The 20,877-nt window shown below is 33.0% G+C and carries 23 protein-coding genes and 1 rRNA gene; 11 read left to right on the top strand and 13 right to left on the bottom strand.

Annotation, left to right across the window (positions count from 1 at the left end; all coding sequences use genetic code 11):
- Window positions 1-136, bottom strand: a 16S ribosomal RNA gene (locus Q7I96_07385); the annotation flags it as partial.
- Between the two features lie 730 nt (window positions 137-866).
- Between Q7I96_07385 and mer the strand changes: the two genes are divergently transcribed.
- Entirely contained in the window at window positions 867-1,832 is a 966-nt protein-coding gene (mer, locus tag Q7I96_07390) for a 5,10-methylenetetrahydromethanopterin reductase (protein ID MDO9627429.1), read from the top strand.
- Between the two features lie 150 nt (window positions 1,833-1,982).
- Here mer and Q7I96_07395 read toward each other — a convergent pair whose 3' ends face one another.
- Together Q7I96_07395 and Q7I96_07400 are read right to left on the bottom strand one after the other, a co-directional pair.
- On the bottom strand, window positions 1,983-2,870 hold the full coding sequence (locus Q7I96_07395) for a radical SAM protein (protein MDO9627430.1): 888 nt from the start codon (window positions 2,868-2,870) through the stop codon (window positions 1,983-1,985).
- 52 nt (window positions 2,871-2,922) lie between these two features.
- Window positions 2,923-3,753, bottom strand: coding sequence for a HEAT repeat domain-containing protein (locus tag Q7I96_07400; protein ID MDO9627431.1), 831 nt, complete (start codon window positions 3,751-3,753; stop codon window positions 2,923-2,925).
- A 423-nt stretch (window positions 3,754-4,176) separates the two neighbouring features.
- Between Q7I96_07400 and Q7I96_07405 the strand changes: the two genes are divergently transcribed.
- From Q7I96_07405 to Q7I96_07415, 3 genes are all read left to right on the top strand, one after another.
- Window positions 4,177-5,247 carry an archaeosine biosynthesis radical SAM protein RaSEA gene (locus tag Q7I96_07405; protein MDO9627432.1) on the top strand — a complete coding sequence of 357 codons (1,071 nt, stop codon included), beginning with the start codon at window positions 4,177-4,179 and terminating at the stop codon, window positions 5,245-5,247.
- Window positions 5,248-5,452: 205 nt separating this feature from the next.
- The gene (locus Q7I96_07410; protein ID MDO9627433.1) at window positions 5,453-5,950 is read left to right on the top strand and encodes a hypothetical protein; all 498 of its coding nucleotides are present in this window, start codon (window positions 5,453-5,455) and stop codon (window positions 5,948-5,950) included.
- 150 nt (window positions 5,951-6,100) lie between these two features.
- Complete coding sequence (locus Q7I96_07415) at window positions 6,101-7,396, top strand: nucleotidyltransferase family protein (GenBank protein MDO9627434.1); 1,296 nt, start codon at window positions 6,101-6,103, stop codon at window positions 7,394-7,396.
- Between the two features lie 72 nt (window positions 7,397-7,468).
- On the opposite strand, the gene Q7I96_07420 is transcribed toward Q7I96_07415, so the two are convergent.
- The 8 genes from Q7I96_07420 to Q7I96_07455 form a co-directional block, all read right to left on the bottom strand.
- Window positions 7,469-7,690, bottom strand: a complete 222-nt coding sequence (locus Q7I96_07420) for a hypothetical protein (GenBank protein MDO9627435.1) — start codon at window positions 7,688-7,690, stop codon at window positions 7,469-7,471.
- A gap of 211 nt (window positions 7,691-7,901) precedes the next feature.
- The gene (locus Q7I96_07425) at window positions 7,902-8,774 is read right to left on the bottom strand and encodes a DUF1932 domain-containing protein (GenBank protein MDO9627436.1); all 873 of its coding nucleotides are present in this window, start codon (window positions 8,772-8,774) and stop codon (window positions 7,902-7,904) included.
- Window positions 8,775-8,971: 197 nt separating this feature from the next.
- Window positions 8,972-9,586 carry a cytochrome c biogenesis CcdA family protein gene (locus Q7I96_07430; protein ID MDO9627437.1) on the bottom strand — a complete coding sequence of 205 codons (615 nt, stop codon included), beginning with the start codon at window positions 9,584-9,586 and terminating at the stop codon, window positions 8,972-8,974.
- Window positions 9,587-9,615: 29 nt separating this feature from the next.
- Complete coding sequence (locus tag Q7I96_07435) at window positions 9,616-10,086, bottom strand: thioredoxin family protein (protein ID MDO9627438.1); 471 nt, start codon at window positions 10,084-10,086, stop codon at window positions 9,616-9,618.
- Between the two features lie 148 nt (window positions 10,087-10,234).
- Window positions 10,235-11,101 (bottom strand): DUF89 domain-containing protein, encoded by an 867-nt coding sequence (locus Q7I96_07440; protein ID MDO9627439.1) that lies wholly within the window; start codon window positions 11,099-11,101, stop codon window positions 10,235-10,237.
- A gap of 113 nt (window positions 11,102-11,214) precedes the next feature.
- Complete coding sequence (locus Q7I96_07445; GenBank protein ID MDO9627440.1) at window positions 11,215-11,415, bottom strand: MoaD/ThiS family protein; 201 nt, start codon at window positions 11,413-11,415, stop codon at window positions 11,215-11,217.
- A 59-nt stretch (window positions 11,416-11,474) separates the two neighbouring features.
- Window positions 11,475-12,395, bottom strand: a complete 921-nt coding sequence (locus Q7I96_07450) for a TIGR00269 family protein (GenBank protein ID MDO9627441.1) — start codon at window positions 12,393-12,395, stop codon at window positions 11,475-11,477.
- Window positions 12,396-12,703: 308 nt separating this feature from the next.
- On the bottom strand, window positions 12,704-14,284 hold the full coding sequence (locus tag Q7I96_07455) for a dihydropteroate synthase-like protein (GenBank protein ID MDO9627442.1): 1,581 nt from the start codon (window positions 14,282-14,284) through the stop codon (window positions 12,704-12,706).
- 176 nt (window positions 14,285-14,460) lie between these two features.
- On the opposite strand from Q7I96_07455, the gene porC reads away from it, so the two are divergent.
- The 7 genes from porC (at window position 14,461) to Q7I96_07490 (ending at window position 19,466) form a co-directional block, all read left to right on the top strand.
- The gene (porC, locus tag Q7I96_07460; GenBank protein MDO9627443.1) at window positions 14,461-14,988 is read left to right on the top strand and encodes a pyruvate synthase subunit PorC; all 528 of its coding nucleotides are present in this window, start codon (window positions 14,461-14,463) and stop codon (window positions 14,986-14,988) included.
- Window positions 14,989-15,117: 129 nt separating this feature from the next.
- A complete protein-coding gene (gene porD / locus Q7I96_07465; protein MDO9627444.1) occupies window positions 15,118-15,360 on the top strand; it encodes a pyruvate synthase subunit PorD in 243 nt (80 codons plus the stop codon).
- Window positions 15,360-16,517 carry a pyruvate synthase subunit PorA gene (gene porA, locus Q7I96_07470; protein MDO9627445.1) on the top strand — a complete coding sequence of 386 codons (1,158 nt, stop codon included), beginning with the start codon at window positions 15,360-15,362 and terminating at the stop codon, window positions 16,515-16,517. Before porD ends, porA begins: the two co-directional genes overlap by 1 nt.
- Entirely contained in the window at window positions 16,518-17,384 is an 867-nt protein-coding gene (gene porB, locus Q7I96_07475; protein MDO9627446.1) for a pyruvate synthase subunit PorB, read from the top strand. It begins immediately after the preceding gene.
- 11 nt (window positions 17,385-17,395) lie between these two features.
- Complete coding sequence (locus Q7I96_07480; GenBank protein ID MDO9627447.1) at window positions 17,396-17,887, top strand: 4Fe-4S dicluster domain-containing protein; 492 nt, start codon at window positions 17,396-17,398, stop codon at window positions 17,885-17,887.
- A gap of 10 nt (window positions 17,888-17,897) precedes the next feature.
- On the top strand, window positions 17,898-18,329 hold the full coding sequence (locus Q7I96_07485) for a 4Fe-4S binding protein (protein ID MDO9627448.1): 432 nt from the start codon (window positions 17,898-17,900) through the stop codon (window positions 18,327-18,329).
- 297 nt (window positions 18,330-18,626) lie between these two features.
- Entirely contained in the window at window positions 18,627-19,466 is an 840-nt protein-coding gene (locus tag Q7I96_07490) for a fumarate hydratase (protein ID MDO9627449.1), read from the top strand.
- 172 nt (window positions 19,467-19,638) lie between these two features.
- On the opposite strand, the gene Q7I96_07495 is transcribed toward Q7I96_07490, so the two are convergent.
- On the bottom strand, window positions 19,639-20,016 hold the full coding sequence (locus tag Q7I96_07495) for an EamA family transporter (protein ID MDO9627450.1): 378 nt from the start codon (window positions 20,014-20,016) through the stop codon (window positions 19,639-19,641).
- 200 nt (window positions 20,017-20,216) lie between these two features.
- Complete coding sequence (gene phoU / locus Q7I96_07500) at window positions 20,217-20,876, bottom strand: phosphate signaling complex protein PhoU (GenBank protein ID MDO9627451.1); 660 nt, start codon at window positions 20,874-20,876, stop codon at window positions 20,217-20,219.
- Between the last annotated feature and the right edge of the window lies 1 nt (window position 20,877).

Raw genomic sequence — 20,877 nt, forward strand, 5'->3', positions numbered from 1 at the left:
GGGTTATACCGGTCCTAAGGGTAGGTTATCCACGTGTTACTGAGCCGTTCGCCACGAACCCCCGAAGGAGTTCGTTCGACTTGCATGGCTTAATCGAACCCCAATAGCAGTAGCCTCCGCCAGGATCAAACGGATTTGCTATAAGTTAATAAATATTAGGGAAGTACACAAAACGTATATAAAGAATTGGATGAGTATGCAATATTAATTTAGTTACAAAGTAACTGAATATCACCACACTACTACCAAAAAACCAACATCAAACAACAAACACTGTATGCCAAGTGGCAAAGGTTTGCGCCCTCATTTAAAATCGTATTCAAATAAATTTATAATCATATAGCCACGTGCGGAAAAACAGCCATTCATAGAGCGATAAAATCGCACTCCGGCCGACGCCTTATGCATCGTGGCACATACTATACACGACACCCAAAGAAACACAAAGTTATTAGAAATATTTGCAAAATAATGGACTTGATTTAATGTCCTTAAAACATGTTTATTCTATCTTCAGGTGTACAGGTGTAATTAATAATTAAGGATATCCAGGACATATATATTTTTGGATTTTTTAATAAAATCTAATAGAATTTTTTGAAATTATTATACTAATTAATATTATACTAATTTGCTTGAATTTTTAGAATTTGAATTAAACCTCCAGCAATTTACAGCATTTATAAATTAATTAATTCATTTTTTTAAACAATTTTTAGACTTGTCTTAGAGTCATTTTCATTATTATTTAAGAGTAGATATAAAGAAAAAAGAAAAATCAATTAATCACTATTTAAACCTTTCGATTGCATCTAAATCACAAAATATTTTTATACTCCCAATAGATTTTAAAGCGGTGATATATTATGAAGTTCGGTATCGAATTTGTTCCAAATGAGCCAATTGAAAAAATTGTAAAGCTTGTAAAACTGGCAGAAGATGTAGGATTTGAATACGCCTGGATCACTGACCACTACAACAATAAAAACGTATATGAAACCTTAGCATTAATTGCTGCAGGAACTGAAACTATTAAAATGGGACCTGGTGTGACCAACCCATACGTGAGAAGCCCTGCTATAACTGCTTCCGCGATTACCACCCTAGACGAACTCTCCAACGGAAGAGCAACTTTAGGTATTGGACCTGGTGACAAAGCTACCTTTGACGCCTTGGGAATTGAATGGACTAAACCTGTAAGTACCATTAAAAGCGCTATCACCATGATGGAAACCATGATGGCTGGTGGAAAAACCGAAAGTGGTGCAAGCTTAATGGGTACCAAAGCTGTCCAAGAAAAGATCCCAATTTACATGGGTGCTCAAGGACCAATGATGTTAAAAACCGCTGGAGGATTCTCCGACGGTGCATTAATTAACGCATCAAACCCAAAAGACTTTGAAGCTGCTGTACCTCTAATTAAAGAAGGAGCAGACGCAGAAGGTAAATCCATATCAGACGTTGACATAGCAGCATACACTTGTTGTTCCATAGATGACGACGCTGGTAAAGCATTAGGTGCTGCAAAAATCGTTGTTGCATTCATCGCAGCAGGATCCCCACCGCCTGTATTCGAAAGACACGGACTAGCCCCTGACACAGGAGCTAAATTCGGAGAATTCTTAGGTAAAGGTGACTTCGGTGGAGCTATCGGAGCAGTTACTGACGACTTAATGGATGCATTCTCTGTTGTAGGAACCCCTGCAGAATTCATACCAAAAATCGAAGCTCTCGGTGAAATGGGTGTAACTCAATATGTAGCTGGTTCTCCAATCGGACCTGACAAAGAAAAATCCATAAAATTACTGGGAGAAGTTATATCTAGCTTCTAAATCCAATAATTTTCTTTTTTTATTTTTGACTTGAATAAAATATAATTAAACTGTTTTAACTTAATATCTGATTTTAATTAATAAATTTAAAAAAATAATTCTTTCCCTTGAATTTCTTGTTTTAATGATTAAAAACAAATTAGTTTCTAATTAAATTATTCTGCTTTTAATATCATATTTCCTGCAAATTTCTGAAGTTAAATCACTAATCTTCTTCTGATAGTAAGGTGGAGGATAATCCGAATTGTCAAAAATAGCCTTTGTTTTGGTTAAAACTTCAGAAAAATATTCTGCAAGTGCATCATAATATTTCATCCGAGAATCGTTGCACTGGTCACCAAATAAAGTCATTCCTCCACTAAGGACAAAATCTCCACCAAATTCCTTCACAGTTTTTATGATAAAATCAATTTGATCTGCTGTGTCTGATAGAAATGGTAAAAGAGGCATTAAACAAGCACCGACCAAAAATCCCTCCTCTTTTAGCTGGGCCATTGCTTCCAACCTATCCAAAGGAGAAGGTGCCGCAGGTTCGAATATCCTTGCCATTTCATTATCCATGGTAGAAAAAGAAAAGGTAATTATGGTGCCCTTTCCTAAGCTGGTAGCAAGATCTTCTGGTAATTTAGCAGATTCATCAATCTTTTTCAATAAGTCCATATCTCTCAAAATAAGGTTAGATTTAGTAGATAAATTAAGGGGAAAATGAAAACGGTAGATAATTTTTAAAAGTTCTCTGGTAATTTTCAAATCTTTTTCCTGATGCAGGTAAGGATCTGTGGCAGAACCTAAAGCTATAATTCCATATTCTTTTTTTCGGGCCCTATTTTTTAGTTGGCGGTACAATACTTCTGCAGCATTGATCTTCACTGATAAATCCTTGGGAATTCTAGATCCATACTTACTCCCATTAACATAGCAGTAAACACAGTTGAAAGAACATCCCAGATAAGGATTAAGTGTATAATCCTCTAAAAACAAACTGTCTCTTTTTTTATGTTTGTTGAGAACAGATTTTGATTTTATTTCTTTAATCAATATGTATCACCAAAATAATTCATTATAATTATAAAAAAAATTATAGGATTATTCATTTATTATTTATAGATTGAAGATTATCTCTATCAATATCGTAATTATCTTCTAAAATAAAATTAAATCCAAATTTACTTTTTATATATGATATGGCCTCACTTTCAGATTTAACTGCAAAATTATACCTTTGATGTACTTTAATTATCTCTTCCAATGATTTTTTAACCAGATCCTCATTTTCCCAGTTTTTTAAATCTAAAACAACTGTTTCCAAACATCCTTCTTTGTAACTTATCTGGCCAATAACATGAATAATCATATTTCGGACTCGAGGAGTAACTTCATTTTGGAGTTGGTGAAGAATAAATAAAACATCTTCTGGATGAGTTCTCCCCCTTAATTCAATTCCATGCACCATCAATCGCCTGATTTCGGGGTCAGGATGATTTAAAAATTTTTGAACAAATATTAAAGTTGGTTGAGGATTTTTTTCTCCCATTTTCTTTAAAGAACCCATTATTGAACTTTTAACTTTGTGACTATTGTCATTTAAGGCCATTTCAAAAAGAGGAGCCACTTTATCAAATTCAAGTTTGCCAATTTCACCCCAAGCAAAAACCGCAGTCTGTCTCTGTTTTTCATCAGAACTTTGGTATAATAATTTAGTTGTGGTGATTATTTTTTCCTGAAAATCATAATCATTCAAGTATATCCTACTTAAAATAAGATAAAGATTTTTACGAATGTAAGAATCATCATCAGAAGCATATTTAGAAATATTTGAATTTTCTAAAATTTCATCCTTTTTAAGTTCTGATTTCACTTCTAATTCCATCTTTTGAACAAATTTTATCCTTTCTTCCTTGGAAAGATCGTAAAAACCCATTTTAAATCCTCATTAATAAGAAAAATTTATTATTTTATAATTATTTATAATTTAATACCAGATAATCTATTATAGTTTATTGAATTCTAATCATCTATTAAACAGAACTTTATTTTACTAATCAAATAATATCTCAGATATTCTTAATAATTATATCTAATTAAATATCTATGAATTAAATTAAAATTATGTTACAGATTAATAAATAAAATTAAATTTAAGGTTTTCAATTATTATCCTGATTTTTCTAGTTTATTAAATTCTTAAAAACATTAAAATTATAAGCTGATAAATTTTAATAACTGATTAAAAAAATTATATTTACCATATTTATATCAACATTTAAATTCAATATAAAAATATTAAAAAATTAATATGCAATTTATCTATTTATCACATTAAATATCATCTAAAGGGAAAAATATGAAAATTCAAGAACTTTCACAAGAAATAAGGGCCAAATCTCTAAAAAGAATAAAAGAAAAAACTCCACAAGAACTTTCAGCCACTTGGTCTCATGAAGACCTCACTTATTCTGGTGAAGGACCAACCATATTCATGATTTTACCAACAACTGGTTGCGCGTGGGCGCTTGCTGAAAGTGGAGGTTGTACCATGTGCAGTTACATCTCAGAGTCCAGTTTAGAACCAGTTTCAGCTGCCACATTAGTTGAAATTTTTAATGATCTGCTTGGGAGATATGAATTAAATGAACCGACTGCAATAAAGATATTTACTTCAGGAAGCTTTTTAAATCAGAGTGAATTTCCTCTAGAAGCAAGAAACGAAATATTGAATACTTTAGATGGACTAGAAAACGTCTCAGAAGTTATTGTAGAATCAAGACCAGAATATGTGACTAAAGAAGAAGTTTTAGCTTGTTGTTCTCTGATTCCGGAAAAGATATTTGAAATAAGTATGGGCCTGGAAACCAGCGATGATTATACAAGGGAATTCAAAGTAAATAAGGGTTTTAACAAGCAAGATTTTGAAAAAGCTGTGGATGTTATTAAAGGCCTTAAAAGTGAATATAATGTCAAATCAAAAGCATATGTTCTTATAAAGCCTATTTTAACTTCTGAAAAAGATGCTATTGAAGAGGCGGTGCAAACAGCAATTTATGCTGAGGAAAAAGGCGTTGATAGAGTTTCATTCTGCCCATCAACCATTCATAAAGGAACTGTTATGGAAGAACTCTGGAGAAAAGGATCCTACCAGCCACCTAGAGTATGGAGTGTCTTAGAAGTCCTGAATAGGGTTAGAGAATCTGTAAAAATACCGTCCATAATGGATACTTCTGGTTTTGGAAGTCGTAGAGGCCCTTACAACTGTAAAAATTGCAATGATAAATTGAAAAAGATAATAATGAAATCTAATCTTGATCAAAGTACTATAAAAGATTTCAAATGTGATTGTAAGGTTGAATGGGAAACAGAAACAAAATTTGGTGATATTAACCGATCTCCTTCTCGTATTCAATATCCAAAGAATTAAATTTAATGAAATTATTAATAGAGATTAATTATTATTAAATTCATTTCTAATTTATATTTCTAATTTATATTTCTAATTTTTTTATAGATTATAATTATAAAATAATTAGTTAGGAAATTTTAATAGAAATTTTAATAATTATAATTTAAATTTATTAAAAATAATTATTTAATAAAAACAAATAACCAATAAAAGAGCTGATTGAATGAAACAGACCCCTGAAACTTCTGGAAAGTTCGCAACTTGTTTGAATTGCATTGATGGTAGAATACAATTCCCCGTGTTAAACTGGATAAAAATTAATTACGGAATTCCCTTTGTGGATATGATTACCGAACCCGGTATAGTAAACATATTTTCAGATGACAATGAACATAACAAGAGTTCTCTTTTTGAATCCACACTGGAAAAAGTTAAAATTTCATTAAATATCCACGATTCCAATATAATATTCCTAGTTGGGCATGATGATTGCGCAGGTAATCCTGAAAGTCCCCAAGTGCAAAAAAATCAAACAAAAAAATCTGTAAGGAATTTAAAAGAAATTATAAAAGAAATTAATCCATCATGTAAAGTAATCGGCCTATGGATACCTTTAAAAAAGGATTTATTTTATGATTCTTCTTTAAAGGAACGTTATATAGCAAAAAATTTAGCAGAAGTGGATATTGTGAAAAATATAAAAATCATATTAGAATTATAATCTAAGCTAAAAATAATATTTATGAATAAGTATCTAAACATTACAATGCATTATTTTTTTATTATAATTAATTAAAATAGAATATTGATTAAAATAGAAATTAGTAAGTAATTTATTAATTTCGGACTTATAAAACCACGAGAATAAAAAATGATTGGCATAAGCGCTGATTTTGACCCGGTCCATAAAGGCCATGTTAAACTCATTCAAAAAGGAAGGCAAATAGCCGAAGAGACTGGAGATGAAGTTGTAATCTATCTTAACAAAGGTTATAGTGCTAATCACGCTCCATTTTTTGCAGATTATGAATCTAGAAAGGAAATGGCCCTTAAAGCCGGGGCAGATAGAGTAGTGCCTATTGAAGGCCTGCATCACCGCCTTACACTAGCCTATAGTGTGCCCATTAGGATAGCTATGATGATTGAAGACGGTGCTGTGGATTACGTAGATGCTGCGGGAGTGAATGTTTCAGTTCCCATGCTTACCAAGAAGGCCAAAAAATTCGCCAAAAAGGGAATATTTAGTGGAATTCCTCGAAATCTTCCTAATAGAAATGTTATAAGGTGGTTTGCAGTTAATGAGTTCCTATATAACAAATATCAGCGCAAAATGCGTTTCCATATTATCGACGAACTTTCCATGGGGGGAAAGGTTTCTGGAAGGGAAATAAGACGACAGATAGTTGAAAATGATATGGAAATACCTCCCCAATTGGATCAAGTTCTTCCCCAAAGCACCATCAAGATTTTGGAAAAAGGAATTAGAAAAGGGACTATTCCTGGAGAAAGAAACCTGGCCACCATTACCAAAAGAATGAACACCTATTCTCGCTCTAAATTAACTGAAATTGCTCATTTAAATGCAGATGCTATTAATTCTATAATTAAAGGAAGGTTTTATCGAGAAGAAGATCAAGTTTGGGCCACTTTCAGGAAAGCAGGTTATGGGCCAGTTCTCACCAGGTTGGCTGTGAGTGCTATTGAAGAAGAAGTAGCTAAAAAAGAGGTTTTAGAGTTAATTGAGTCCTATGAAAAACAGGGCGTTATTCCTCCAGATCAAAAAGTGGGTAAAGTTATAGAAAGAGCGTGGTTTGTTTCTCAAAAGAAAGAACATAATTTAAGTGCTAGTGAAGCCCATGATAAATTCAGAAAAGGAATTGAGCTTCAGAAAAAGCCGTGCATGACCTTTGATGCAGGATTAAGTATTAGAAGTTTTGAAGTTGAAGAATTAGAATCTGGTATGAATGCTGGAATTTATGTTGATCAAAATGGAGTTCTCGCCTGTGAGATTAGAACTGAGAAAAAGAAAATAAAAAGTCCATTGAAACTCCCCGGGGAAATGGCCACTTATCTTAGGCTTTTAATTGATTCTCATTTTATTCCAGTGAAAGCTGAAGTTGTGGAAAAGGAGAGAGGGATAAGGATTAGAATAACTGTGGATAATTAAGATATAGCTAATATTAGAATAACTGTGGATAATTTAGAAAAATATTTAAAAGTATTTTTCAAAACCTATTTTTTAAAAATCTGGTTCTTGAAATGAAGCATCTTCCCTTAATTCAACTACAGGACAACTCCACTTTTTACAGAAAGTCATTACCATTTTTCCTTTATCTGTATTTATGTAAACTCTCCAGCACTCGCCATCATATGATTTAAAATCAATTTCCATGATTTTTTTACCAATTAGCTTTTCCAGAGTCTGTTTACATTCTTTTATTTGATCATCAGAATCATACAAACCATTAACCCCCTAAATTATCTATTAAATGTTCAAATATTTCCACAATATTAAAATCGTCATAATATTTTATGTTTTATCTATTTCTAATAAGTTATGATTCTGAAATTAAATTGAATTAATTAAATTAAAAATGAAATAAATATATTGATTAATTAAGATTATTCTGAATTTTTTATTTTATGAAATGAATATGCAGTTAAAGTATTGTTTAATCATATAAATGCTTAAAAAGTTCTTTATAGGATTTAAGATCTGATTTAAACTCTATGGCATCTTTATAATCTTTATGGTTATTATCATTTTTATTAAAATCTTTATTTTGATCAAGAATAATTTCAAACATGTTTTCAATTGCATCTGCCATTATGGGGTCGATTTCATCAGATAAAAGATTTTTAACTTCATCCATTTCTTCATATCTTCTTTTAGCATGTTTAAAACTACTTATTAATCTAGAATTAGCTGAATTTTTAAATTGATGCCCTTCAGTTTCACCAATAATTTCCATAACTTCTTCATCAATCCCCATTTTATATGCTGCCGAAATTGTCTCCCAAAGAAGAGCAGATACTCCTTTAGTATAAGAACTTCTCAACATTTTTATCTGAGAACAGTTTCCAATTTCAGTTCCCATTATTTTTATATTTAATCCATAATCATTTAAAACAGCAAAATCTTTGGCTGAATCACCACAAGCAATGATTTGAGCATTAGAACCGTTTTTTTTTACACTACCAATGATGGACGCATCCACAGTTTTTTTATTTTCTACCTGGCCCAGTGCCTCCCAGACAGTAGCTGGGGAAACATTGTTAATATCTACATAAATTCCTCGAGAATATTTTCCTATATCTCGGGCTACTTCAACTGCATTAGATGGGTTAACGGCCGAAATAAGTATTTCAGAAGTTTCAGCGAGTTCTCTATAACTATCGCAAATAGTTACGCCCATTTCAAGAGCTTTATTTTTTGTATTGCTGCTTCTACCATGTAAACAAGTGAAAACAGTCACACCATTATCTAAAAGCCCTTCTGAAAGAGTAGAAGAAACCTCACCAAATCCTAAAAAGCCTACTTTCATAAATTACACCAAAATAACTAATTTTACTAAATATCCTAACTTACTGAATGCTTATTAATTACATTATTCAGAATCTAATATTTGATATTCATATTATAGAATTCTAATAAATAAATCTATAATTTTAAGAAAATAATGAAAAGAAAAGTTTAAAGAAGATCTTTATTTATTTAAATTTAAACTAATGAAATTTAGGTTTAAGCTAGGGCTAGCCAAATCATATAAATTCCAGCCCATGTAATTAAAATTCCAGACATTTTTCTTATTAAATTCGCTTTTTTGGCCAATTTTTCAATATTTGCACTGGAAACTAGTAATCCTAAAACTAATATACTAATGGAAAATCCTGCGGTGTATAAAAGTAAATTTAGAGCACTGTAGAAAGCATTTCCTGTTGAAATGCTGAAAGTGATTAACGCTATAAGATAAGTGCCATAACAAGGGGCCCAGGCCAGTGAAGTTAAAATTCCCCATAGAAACGATCCAAATACACCTCGACGATTGGAATCAGACACATGTGAAAATTTAAAAAGGTTTTTATTGACAATAATCATTATCCCCATCACAATCAGTATTATGGAAGCTATTATTCTAAAATAATGGAGATAATAATTTATGGCCGCGGTGAAAAGTATGGTCAATACTATAGTTATGGTAAAAATTAAAAAAAGACCCATTACAAAAGCTAAAATTTCAGTTTTTCTACGCTCTGCCAAAGTATACCCGATTAAAACTGGTATAACGGGTAAAACACATGGAGATAATACTGAAGCAATTCCTGCTAAAAATGAGAATAACGGGACAATATCCATTTAAATCTCCTTAATAATTTAATATAAAATTATAATGCGCTTAAAAGTTGATCTGGAGATTTATATCCCTCAATTTTTTTAATTTCTTCCCCATTAGAGTTCATAATTATTAAAGTTGGAATACTGTATATTCCATATTTAGATGACAGTTCTGGATTGGTATCCACATCTATTTTAACTGCCACATAATTTTGGGACAGTTTCTGGGTAACCTTTTCATTTACTAGAGTTTCTGATTCTAGTTGTTGGCAGGCAGGGCACCAGTTAGCTGAGAAAAATGCAAATACTAATTTATTTGTTTTTTGAGCTTCTGAAATAGCAGAGTCAAGATTATTGTACCATTTCAAACTATAAGATTGATTAGATTCATTAGAAACATTATTATAATTATTAGTTAATGACTGATTGCTATTATTAAAACTGTTTAAAGCCATGGCCACACCAGCAATTACTACTATTATCAAAGCAGCAATAACCCAGATTTTAAGAGAAATCTTCATAAATGATGATTATGTGATTACTACACATATAATTTACGATAATTGTAATGTCCTTTAGATAATTAAATATTGTATAATTAAAATCATGAAAAAGTTAAATAAAAAAAATAGAATAAATAGAACAAAATAATTCAATTAATTAATTCAGTTAATAATTCAACTTAACTATAACATTAGAACCTTCTGCAACCCCCAAATCCCTGGAAGTAGGGCCACATTTTGTATTTAAAAGAGAAAATACTGGTTTTTCTCCAAAATCAATTTCAGTAAGACCCTCATAATTACCTAAACCTTTAGATATAATTAATTCAGCATTATCAAGCATGTGTCGAAATTCAGAGGATACTTGCTCATAAATAACACCTATAGAATCCGTGCCTGTGGTTACCAGTTTTGCCATCCGTTCAAGGCCCACTTGATAAGCATCATCTAAACAAGCATCATTAAGTATAGGATTTTCTTTTACAGCTACAGTTACTTCCAAACCATATTCTTCCATCTTTTTTATTAATAATTTGTCAAAAACAATTTCTCCAGTATTGTCCGCCAAGTAAAGAACAGTTTTAACTGATTTAAGTGATTTTTCAAGTTCTGGAGTGTGATTTATAACTAGAGGGGCCTTAATCGTGTCCACCATTAAATTTAATGGATCACAGTTTACTCCCAGAGCTCCGAAATCTATTAAATTGCCAACAATGGCTGCTTTAACAAACATTTCCAGATCTTCTTCGCCTTGGAGAAATTCTATTAATTGAGGAAGGAATTCTTCTGCAATTTCATTGCACTTTGCTTTAATATGCAAGTAAGGATCAGGATTGCCAGTTTTTTCTTTAATAAGACGATGGATACTGGTTCCAATAACATTAGAAACAGCACCATTATGAAATTCACGGCCTAAAAGAACAGTTATTTCAGCCATGATTTCAATTTTTAGATTTTCATCACCAGTGGCCAAATCCAGGGCCTCTTGGGCCTGTCTTAGGAAACAGGGAGCACATTCATAGTAGACTTTCATTTAATCACACCATTAACTATTAAAAATAAATAATTTAATAAATTAAATAAAGATATTAAGTAATATTATTAAGAGTTAGATAACTATTGGATTTAAATAACCTTAGTTTAAAATTATCCACCATATATAACCTTAATAACTTCAATAATATCCCCATCAGCAATTATTTCTTCCTCTATGACAATCTGACCATTTTTTTTAACAACCACTGTTTCTAATGGAAAATCCATATCTTCTAAAACACTTTTAATGGTTTTTTCTTCTGAAACTTCTCTGGATTCCTTTTCATCACCAATGATTAATGTAAATTTCATTTAATCTCCCCTGAATATTATTCTAATATATTTTAATATATAATTACTCAATATGGTCCCTATTTATCCAGTTCACTGCAAAAAATACAGGTCCGGCACAGTTCATGAGCAGAGGGCTCACCACAGCGAGTGCATTTTCCCATATTAAATTCTTTAGTAAATTCTTTTTTTATAAATGGTTTTAGCTTATCAAATCCTCTTAAAGTCGAGTACATGATAGTGGGATGGTTTTGAGACAATTGCTTTATAAATTGGCCCACTTCGCCTCGGAAAGAATCACTGGCATAAGGACAACCTGCAAAATGAACTTCCAACTTTCTGGCCAGCGCATAAAGAGCTACTTCTTTTTCTGGAATCTCCCTTAGAGGTTTAATCTTCACTGTGAACTTTTCACTTCTGGAACTGGTTTTAGGGCCAATTCGAGTTAGATTTTCAATATTGCCTTCTAAATAATTCATTAAAATGGCCTGGGTTTCATCATCAAGATTATGACCTGTAGCAATTTTAGTTGCTCCAACATTTCTAGCCTCTCTATTTAAAATCCAGCGCCTAAAAACACCACAGTAAGTACAGGCCCCTCTTTGAGAAGAGGTTGACATTATATCATCCAGCGTGGTATCAAATGAGTCTTTAAAAGTAACTACATTGTGTTCTATCCCTAAACGTCGGGCATGGTCACGAGCTATTCTTACCCCATCTTCCCGATATCCTTTGATACCTTCATCAATGGTTACCGCAGTCATTTCAATTATATTTCTTTCATAAAGTGAATTTAATATATCCAGAACCATAACACTGTCTTTACCACCAGATAGGGCCACCAGAACTTTATCTCCCTTATCAATGAGTTTGTACTTGCGAATATCTTTCAATACCTTTTGCTGTGTTCCTTGAATAAAGCAATCCTGACAAAGTCTCTGTCCAGAATGCTTTTTTTCAATAATAACATCAGGGGCACCACATTTGGTACATGTTTTCATTTTTTTACTCCAGTAAAATAAAATTGATTTAATACCTATTAAATCTTGATTTTAAATAATTAATGATTTTAAAATATTAGATTAAAATTTAGATTGAATAGTTGTCCTTCTTATTGAAATTTAATAAATTAATTCAAATATCTTTATGTAGATTATATTATAATTGTAGATATAAAATTTTGAATATATTAAATTTAATTTGGAATATTCAATTAATTTGATTAGATATCTAAAATATTATTTTTATTAAACATGCACTTCAAGTGTAAAAAAATACACTAACTGTGAAATTTAGACAAAAATTTAAATTAAATAGAAAAAGGTTTTTTAAATAATTCAAAGTCCTGAGTATAGTTTTTCCCAGTAATCATTGCAATTTCTGCTTTTTGAAGTTCTGAACCCAAATAGGCAGCATGTTCCAGACGACTTACCAGTTGTCGGTTTAAAAGTTCTTCATATATCTTCTTAGCTGATTGGCCAACAATGGCCACATCAGGTTCCATATTTTTATAATGAACAACCATTATCTCATTATCATTTATCATGATCTTGAAACTTCCAGCCTCATCCTGCACGAATTTTTTAGTTCCCTCCGCTTCAAAAACCGGCACATCAAATTCTTCCACCACTTTCTCAGGAATTCTTTTATCCTTGAAAGCCAGGAGATTAATTCCCAGATCTTTAGGAATAGAACCCCTATTTTTAGCTAAAAACATCATTTTAGATGATACCGCAAGTTCATAAACACTTCGAACTGTTTTGCCGCTTTCTTCAGGAGTAAATAATATACTGGCCCCTAGTTCCATAGCTATGCCTGAGAGAAGAGAATTGACACCCGTCGAATCTGTGTCTAAAAGCTCTGTAACATTGCCTACACCAAAAAAAACAGGTTCTGGATTTTTATCATGATACTGATGGCAGGCCATTATAGAATCTACAATACTCCTGCTGTTAATTGGATCAAGAATTAAATCAGCCACTAAATCAATTTTCTTACATTTTTCTCGAAGCTCTTCCAACGAACTGACCCTTTCCTCCACAGTATGAGGAACCCAGCCCCTTTGGAAATCCGTGGGAAGAATAACTGCTGGAATTTGTTTTTCTTCCATCAAAGGAAGCATTTCTTCACAATTTCCATGATCTAAACTTAAAACCATATCTACACCGGATTTTACGGCGGATTCTATCTCCAGTGGGTTCAAAGTGTCTATACTTACGGGAATATCACCAGCTATCTGTTTGAGAGTTGAAACCATTTCTGGAATTTTATGGGCCAGATTTTCACCAGCCACCATCCCAATATCAACCATGTCCGCTCCGCTTTTTATAAAGTATTCTGCTTTTTTAATAAGATCTTCAGTAGTTAAAAGAGGAGCATTGGCTATTTCTGCCAACACTCTCATGGGAAAGTCTTCCCCAACAGGTAATTTACCAACTAAAATATTATTATTCTTTTTAAGAAGTTTATTGGTTAGTTTTTCATCTTTTTCAAAATCTTCAATAAATTCCAAAGCCTTTTGACGTTGTTCTGCTTCAATAAGTTTATCAGCTGAAGTTATGGTTGAAAGTTCTAATTTATCCAGAGCATCAAGGACTATTTGCAAGTCAGCCGCGTCAGTTGGTCCTTTATATGCTGGAATTCCAGTTTCTTTCTGAATTAATTTAGCATCTTTACGAATAAGGCCGGGGATAATTATCATATCCAAATCATCCAAATCAATTAAATTGCTTGATTCAAGTTCTTTAATTTCATTAGATATTTTTCTAGGCGTTAAAAAAGCCGCTACAGGAGTATTGACAACATGAACAAATACATCCTGTTTTGAACTAGCTGAAAACTTTTTTACCAGTCCTTCAGCCAGCTTTCCGGTGATGATAATAACTTTCATTATAATTCCTCAGTCTTTTATTGATAATTCTGTGCTAATTAATCATCGAAATATATCAAAATATTATCAAACTTTAACTAATAATTTCATTAATACTATACTTTATTTCATGGCACCATCATGTATATATATATTAAAAATTTATAATGATTAACTATGAGGAATGGAGGTAAATTATGATCGAAATTCGCTTTCACGGACGCGGTGGTCAGGGCTCTGTTACAGCGGCAGAGATTTTAGCAAAGGCTGCTTTCGAAGATGGAAAGTATTCACAAGCATTTCCCTTTTTTGGCGTTGAAAGAAGAGGCGCTCCCGTCATGGCATTCACAAGAATAAACGATGAACCAATTAGACGACGATATCAAGTTTATAACCCAGATTACGTTGTAGTACTTGATGAAGGACTTTTAGAAGTAGTAGATGTGTTTTCAGGTCTTAAAAGCCACAGTATGGCAATTATAAATACTCAGGGAGAAGCACCTGAACACGAAGGCTCTGAAACCCATGTAATAGATGCTACAGGAATTGCACTGGAAAAGTTAGGTTTACCAATTGTAAATACTGTTATGCTTGGTGCATTTGCAGGAGCTACAGGACAAGTAAGCCTTGATTCCATTATAAAAATTATAAAAGAAACTTTCCCAGGTAAAGTTGGAGAAAAAAACGCTGTTGCTGCTAAAGCAGCTTACGAGCATGTTAAATGAGTTAAATCCAATTCATTTAATATTTTAATAAATTAAATAACAACTAAAATTTAGAAATAAAAAAGTTTTGAAATTAGAATTAATAAAATTTAAAATTTTAAAACAAATTAATTTTAACAGGTGATTATCATGGAATCCATCGGAGGAGCTGTCAAAAAACCCGGAAGTACCCGGAATAATAAGACAGGAAGTTGGAGAACATTTAAGCCCATACTTGACAAGGAAACATGCATAGATTGCGATAACTGCATTATTTTCTGTCCAGAGGGTTGTTTAAATAAAGAACACGATATTGATTACGATTATTGCAAAGGGTGCGGCATATGTGCCGAAGAATGCCCTGTAAAAGCCATAAAAATGGAGAGAGAATAATGGTTCTTAAAGTTATGACTGCTAACCGAGCAGTATCAGAGGCTGTAAGTCTTGCCAGACCACAAGTTATTCCAGTTTACCCCATTACTCCACAAACAACAATATCCGAATATTTGGCCCAATTTGTGGCTGATGGAGAGCTAGATGCAGAATTTATAAGAGTAGAATCTGAACACAGTTCTATGAGTGCCGCCATAGGTGCTTCTGGAACAGGAGTAAGAGTATTTACTGCTACATCATCCCAGGGGCTACTTTTAATGCACGAAGTTCTTTTTGCAGCTGCCGGTCTAAGAACCCCTATAGTTATGGCCAATGCCAACAGGGCTGTTGCAGCCCCACTAAGTATCTGGAATGATCATCAAGACTCAATTTCACAAAGGGATGCTGGATGGATACAAATTTATGTTGAAGACGGACAGGAAGCTTTGGACTCTGTTTTACGCTCATATAAAATTTCAGAAGATAAGGATGTTCTTTTGCCAAGTATGGTCTGTCTGGATGGTTTCATACTAACCCATACCGTAGAACCTGTGGACATACCTACCCATGAACAAGTAGATAACTTCTTACCAGAATACGTATCCGAGCATTTATATCTTGACCCAGAAAGGCCCATGTCTATTGGAACTCTTGCCGATCCTAATTATTACATGGAAGCCCGATACCAAATGGAATTAGCTATGGAAAGATCACTGAAGGTAGTTAAAAAAGTTAACAAAGAATTTGGTGAAATATTTGGTAGAGAATATGGTTCCGTGGAAGAATATTATTGTGAAGATGCAGAAATCATATTAGTCACCATGGGATCTCTATGCAGTACCATAAGAGATGTGGTGGACGAATTAAGGGCTAATGGAGAAAAAGTAGGTATGTTAAAGATTAGAACTTACCGGCCATTCCCTAAAGAAGACATTTATAATGTCCTTAAAAACGCTAATAAAATAGCTGTTCTTGATAAGAACATTACCTTTGGTATTGGAGGAGCATTATACGCCGACCTGAAAGCATCAATTAATTTCCAGGACATTGAGATTTACGGATTTATTGTAGGTCTTGGCGGAAGAGATATTACTCCAACCCACCTCAAAGACATTGTAAATAAGACTAAAAACCCTACCCAGGACATTACCTGGATCGGATTAAAGGAGGGAGTCTAAATGAAAATACCTGAAGAAGAATTACTCGCCCCGGGTCACCGTGGTTGTGCCGGATGTGGTGCTACCATAGGTGTAAGACTAGCACTTAAAATGTTAGGCAAAAACACCGTTGCTGTTTCTTCAACTGGTTGTTTAGAGGTAATTACTACCCCTTATCCTGAAACCGCGTGGGAAATTCCTTGGATACATGTTGGATTTGAAAACGCAGCGGCGGTAGCTTCAGGAGTAGAAAGGGCCCTAAAAGCTCAGGGAAAAGATGATGTTAATGTTGTAGCATTTGCTGGAGACGGTGGAACAGCAGATATTGGTATGCAAGCTTTATCTGGAGCAATGGAAAGAGGTCACAACCTGATTTACATTTGTTACGATAACGAAGCTTACATGAACACCGGTATTCAGAGAAGTGGATCCACACCTTATGGTGCATCTACAACCACCAGCCCCCATGGAAAAGAAAGTTTTGGTGAAGATAAACCTAAGAAAAATGTTCCCATGATTATGGCAGCGCATGGTGTGCCTTATGTGGCTACTGCGTCCATATCTTATCCAGAAGATTTCATGAAAAAAGTTAAAAAAGCCGCTGAAATTGAAGGGCCAGCTTATATTCACCTCAATCAACCATGTACCACAGGTTGGGGTTATGATCCATCAAAAACTATAGATATAGGCCGTCTAGCTGTAGAAACAGGCTCATGGATTTTATATGAAATCGTTGATGGTGAATTTAAGGTTACTTATAGACCAATGCAACGAAAACCAGTGAATGAATATTTGAATGCTCAAAAAAGATTTAAGCACTTGGAAGATGAGGAAAAAGATAAGATTCAGGAATACGTTGACAAAGTATGTACTGAGCTTAGGATATAGGGGGCAGAAGATTGGATAAATTAATAGTTCAGCCAGAGTTATGCGATGGCTGTTTAGACTGCGAAGATGCCTGTTCTAAACTTTACGGCGTATCTAGAATAATGATACGGGAAGTTGAAGGTTCATATTATCCTATTATCTGTCAACAGTGCGAAGACGCTCCATGCAAAACTATCTGTCCTACAGAGGCCATTATAGAAAAAGAAATTCATTCTGAGAAATGTATTGGTTGTGGACTATGCATGATGGTTTGTCCATTTGGATCAGTAGCAATGGATGATAGAAAGGCTCAAAAATGTCACCAGTGTCCAGATCTTGATACACCAGCTTGTATTAAATCTTGCTCAAAAAGAGCCATTGCTTTGATTGACGCTGAAAAATTAAAGCTTGAAAAACAGACCAAACACATTGCCAAGTTATCTGGTGTGGGAAAACCTAAAAAAGGTTCAGACATTATGACTGTTTTGACTGCCAACGCCAGAGCCAAAGGAGCTTTTAAATAGGAGGCCTGGAATGAAAGAACTAGTTTCAAAACCAGAACTATGCAACGAATGCATGAAATGCGAAAGGAATTGTCCTAAAAATGCTATAAGAGTAATAAATGGAGTTCCCATATTTTGCATGCATTGTGCTCCTGAGAGAGCTCCCTGTTTAAATATTTGCCCAGAAGACGCTATAGAAGAAGTAGACGGAGCAATAGTAATTTTAAAAGAAAATTGCATTGGATGTGGGCTCTGCCGGGATGCTTGCCCTATAGGTGTCATAAGCATGGATGAAAAAGGAATTGCCAATAAATGTGATCTTTGCTTTGAAGAAGAAACACCAATTTGTGTTTTGAGTTGCCCTACCGCCGCCCTAAAAACAGATTCTGAAGAATTAATTTCAGGAAAGCAGAACAAAATAGCCAAAGAACTGGAAAGATTAAAAAATATAATGAAATATTAAGTTCGGTTTAATTACCGGCCGTTTTTTCATTTTATTATTCCATTTATTTATTTATTTGATAATTAATTCATTTCTATTCTTAACATTTAATTAAAAAATTCGTTTATTTTATTATTTGTTTTATTAATTTATTTTAGATCTTCAATAAGTTTAGTTATTTAAATAAATTGAAACAAATTTTTAATTATGCATTTTAAATGTATTATGGTAAATTTTAATTAATAGCAAGTAGTTAGTTTATTTATCTAATTTTTATTAAATTTGACTATAATTCATTAACTGGAAAAAGGTGTTTTCATGATTACTCAAAAAAAAATAGAAGATACAATTTGTGATCTTTATCATGATGCGGTTATCAATCTACCATCTGATGTAAAATTTGCATTGCAAGGTGCTTACAAAAATGAGGATAGTGAGTTGGGACTGCTAAATCTTAAAGCTATCTTGGATAATATTGGTGCTGCTGAAGAAATGGGTGTTCCTCTCTGTCAAGATACGGGTCTGCCAATAATATTTGTTAAGTTAGGTAATGTAAATGTGGAAAACCTATATCAAGGAATCAAAAATGGTGTAGAAAAAGCAACTAAAGAGGTCCCTTTAAGGCCTAATGTAGTTCATCCATTCACCAGAAAAAATACTGGAACTAATACTGGCCAGGGGATTCCCCAAATAGATATTGAATTAATAGAAGAAGATTATTTAGAACTTACTATATTTCCCAAAGGATTTGGGTCTGAAAATAACAATGCCCTTAAAATGGCCCTTCCCGGTGAAGGTATAGATGGAGTAAATGAATTTGTGGTAGAAACTGTTATAAAGGCCCAAGGAAAACCATGCCCGCCGGTAATTGTAGGGGTTGGAATTGGTGGATCATCAGATATGGCCATGAAAATGGCAAAAAAAGCACTGCTGGGTAAAGTAGGTGAGCGAAATCCAGAAGTGGAAATTGCAAAAATAGAAACCGATATTTTAGAAGAAATAAACCAGTCTGGTATCGGGCCTATGGGATTAGGTGGAAAAACCACTGCACTTGATGTAAAAATATTAACTGCAGATACCCATACCGCAGGACTCCCTATTGGGGTTTGCATCCAGTGCTGGGCTGGGAGGCACGCTAGTGCTATTTTAAGGCCTTGAATTATTTAAATCCATATTCTAATTTTAAATTATATTTATTTTTTCATATTATTTTAATTCAATTTTTAATATACAAATATCAATTTAAAAATCTTTATTTTGTTTTTTTCCAATTTATTTTTTCATTAAATTAAATTCTCAATAAAATTATCCCCGTTATTGTAAATAAAATTCAGCACACCTTGGTAATTGATATTTTATCACCTAAAAAAAGATTAGCTATAATAAAAGTAACTAAAGGGAATGATGCAATTAAAGGAACAACTTCTGATGCATCTCCAGACTTTAAAGCATAATAATATAATAATTGTCCTAAAAGAGCAGCACATATTCCCTCTAGAGCAATAAAAACCCACCCCGATATATTCACATCAGTTAATGGACTGGCATCCGTATTGAATAATAACCATACCAACATAATCCCACTAATTATAAAACTTCTTATACATAGGGCTAATGCTGGACTGACACCTTCAAGTCCAATTTTTCCAAATATAGGGGCCAAACCAAAGAAAAAAGCAGCTAAAAGAGCAAAAATATAATAATTCAAAAAAATCACCTAAGCTCCTTAAAGGTTTTTTAATTAGTTTAAAAAAATTAATTTATTAAATCCTTAAATTTTAATTTGAATTCAAGCATTTATTCTTTTTAATGGTTTATTAAGGAAATAAATAGTATTCAGAACTCTTGAGACATTAAATATAATTTAATTAATATGATTCAAAATAAAAATAAAAAGATAAGTGAATATTAAGGTTTTTCACAAGTGATCATGAAAATAGTCCTATCACCTATGCTAACTGCCCGATCAGCAATTCTTTCCAGGAAACGGGCCACAAAGAGCAAGTTTATCAGGTAAGAAATAGCATCTTTATCATCAAACATACTTCCAGTGATATGTTCCAGGGCCTGATCAAATAAATCGTCTACTTTATCATCATCATGGCGCAGTTCTTTAGCCATATCCATATTCTGATCTAGAAAAACATAGATACCTTTACTTAACATCATCTGAACAAAATCAGCCATATGTTTAAGGTCTTCACTTGGTTTTTTAGGTATTTCTTCATCTTTCAATTTTTCAGCAGCATCTGTAATATTCGCTGCTAAGTAAGCTATACGTTTTAAGTGGCTTCCAACTTTAATACATGCTTCAATAAACCTCAAATCACGAGCAACTGGTTGTTCAGCTGCAATTATACTTATACATCTTCTTTCAAGTTCAAAAACCATCCCATCGATTTCTTTACTGTCTGCAACGACTTTTTTGGCCATTTCCTCATCGTATTCCAAAAAAACATCCACTGCATTTTTATGGGCCTGTATAGTCCTTTGTCCAATATCTTCCATTTCTTTTCTCAAGTCTTTAAGTCTTTTACGGAATAATATCCGCGGATATTTTTTATCCATT

This window comes from Methanobacteriaceae archaeon (assembly GCA_030656015.1).
Lineage (GTDB): Archaea > Methanobacteriota > Methanobacteria > Methanobacteriales > Methanobacteriaceae > UBA349.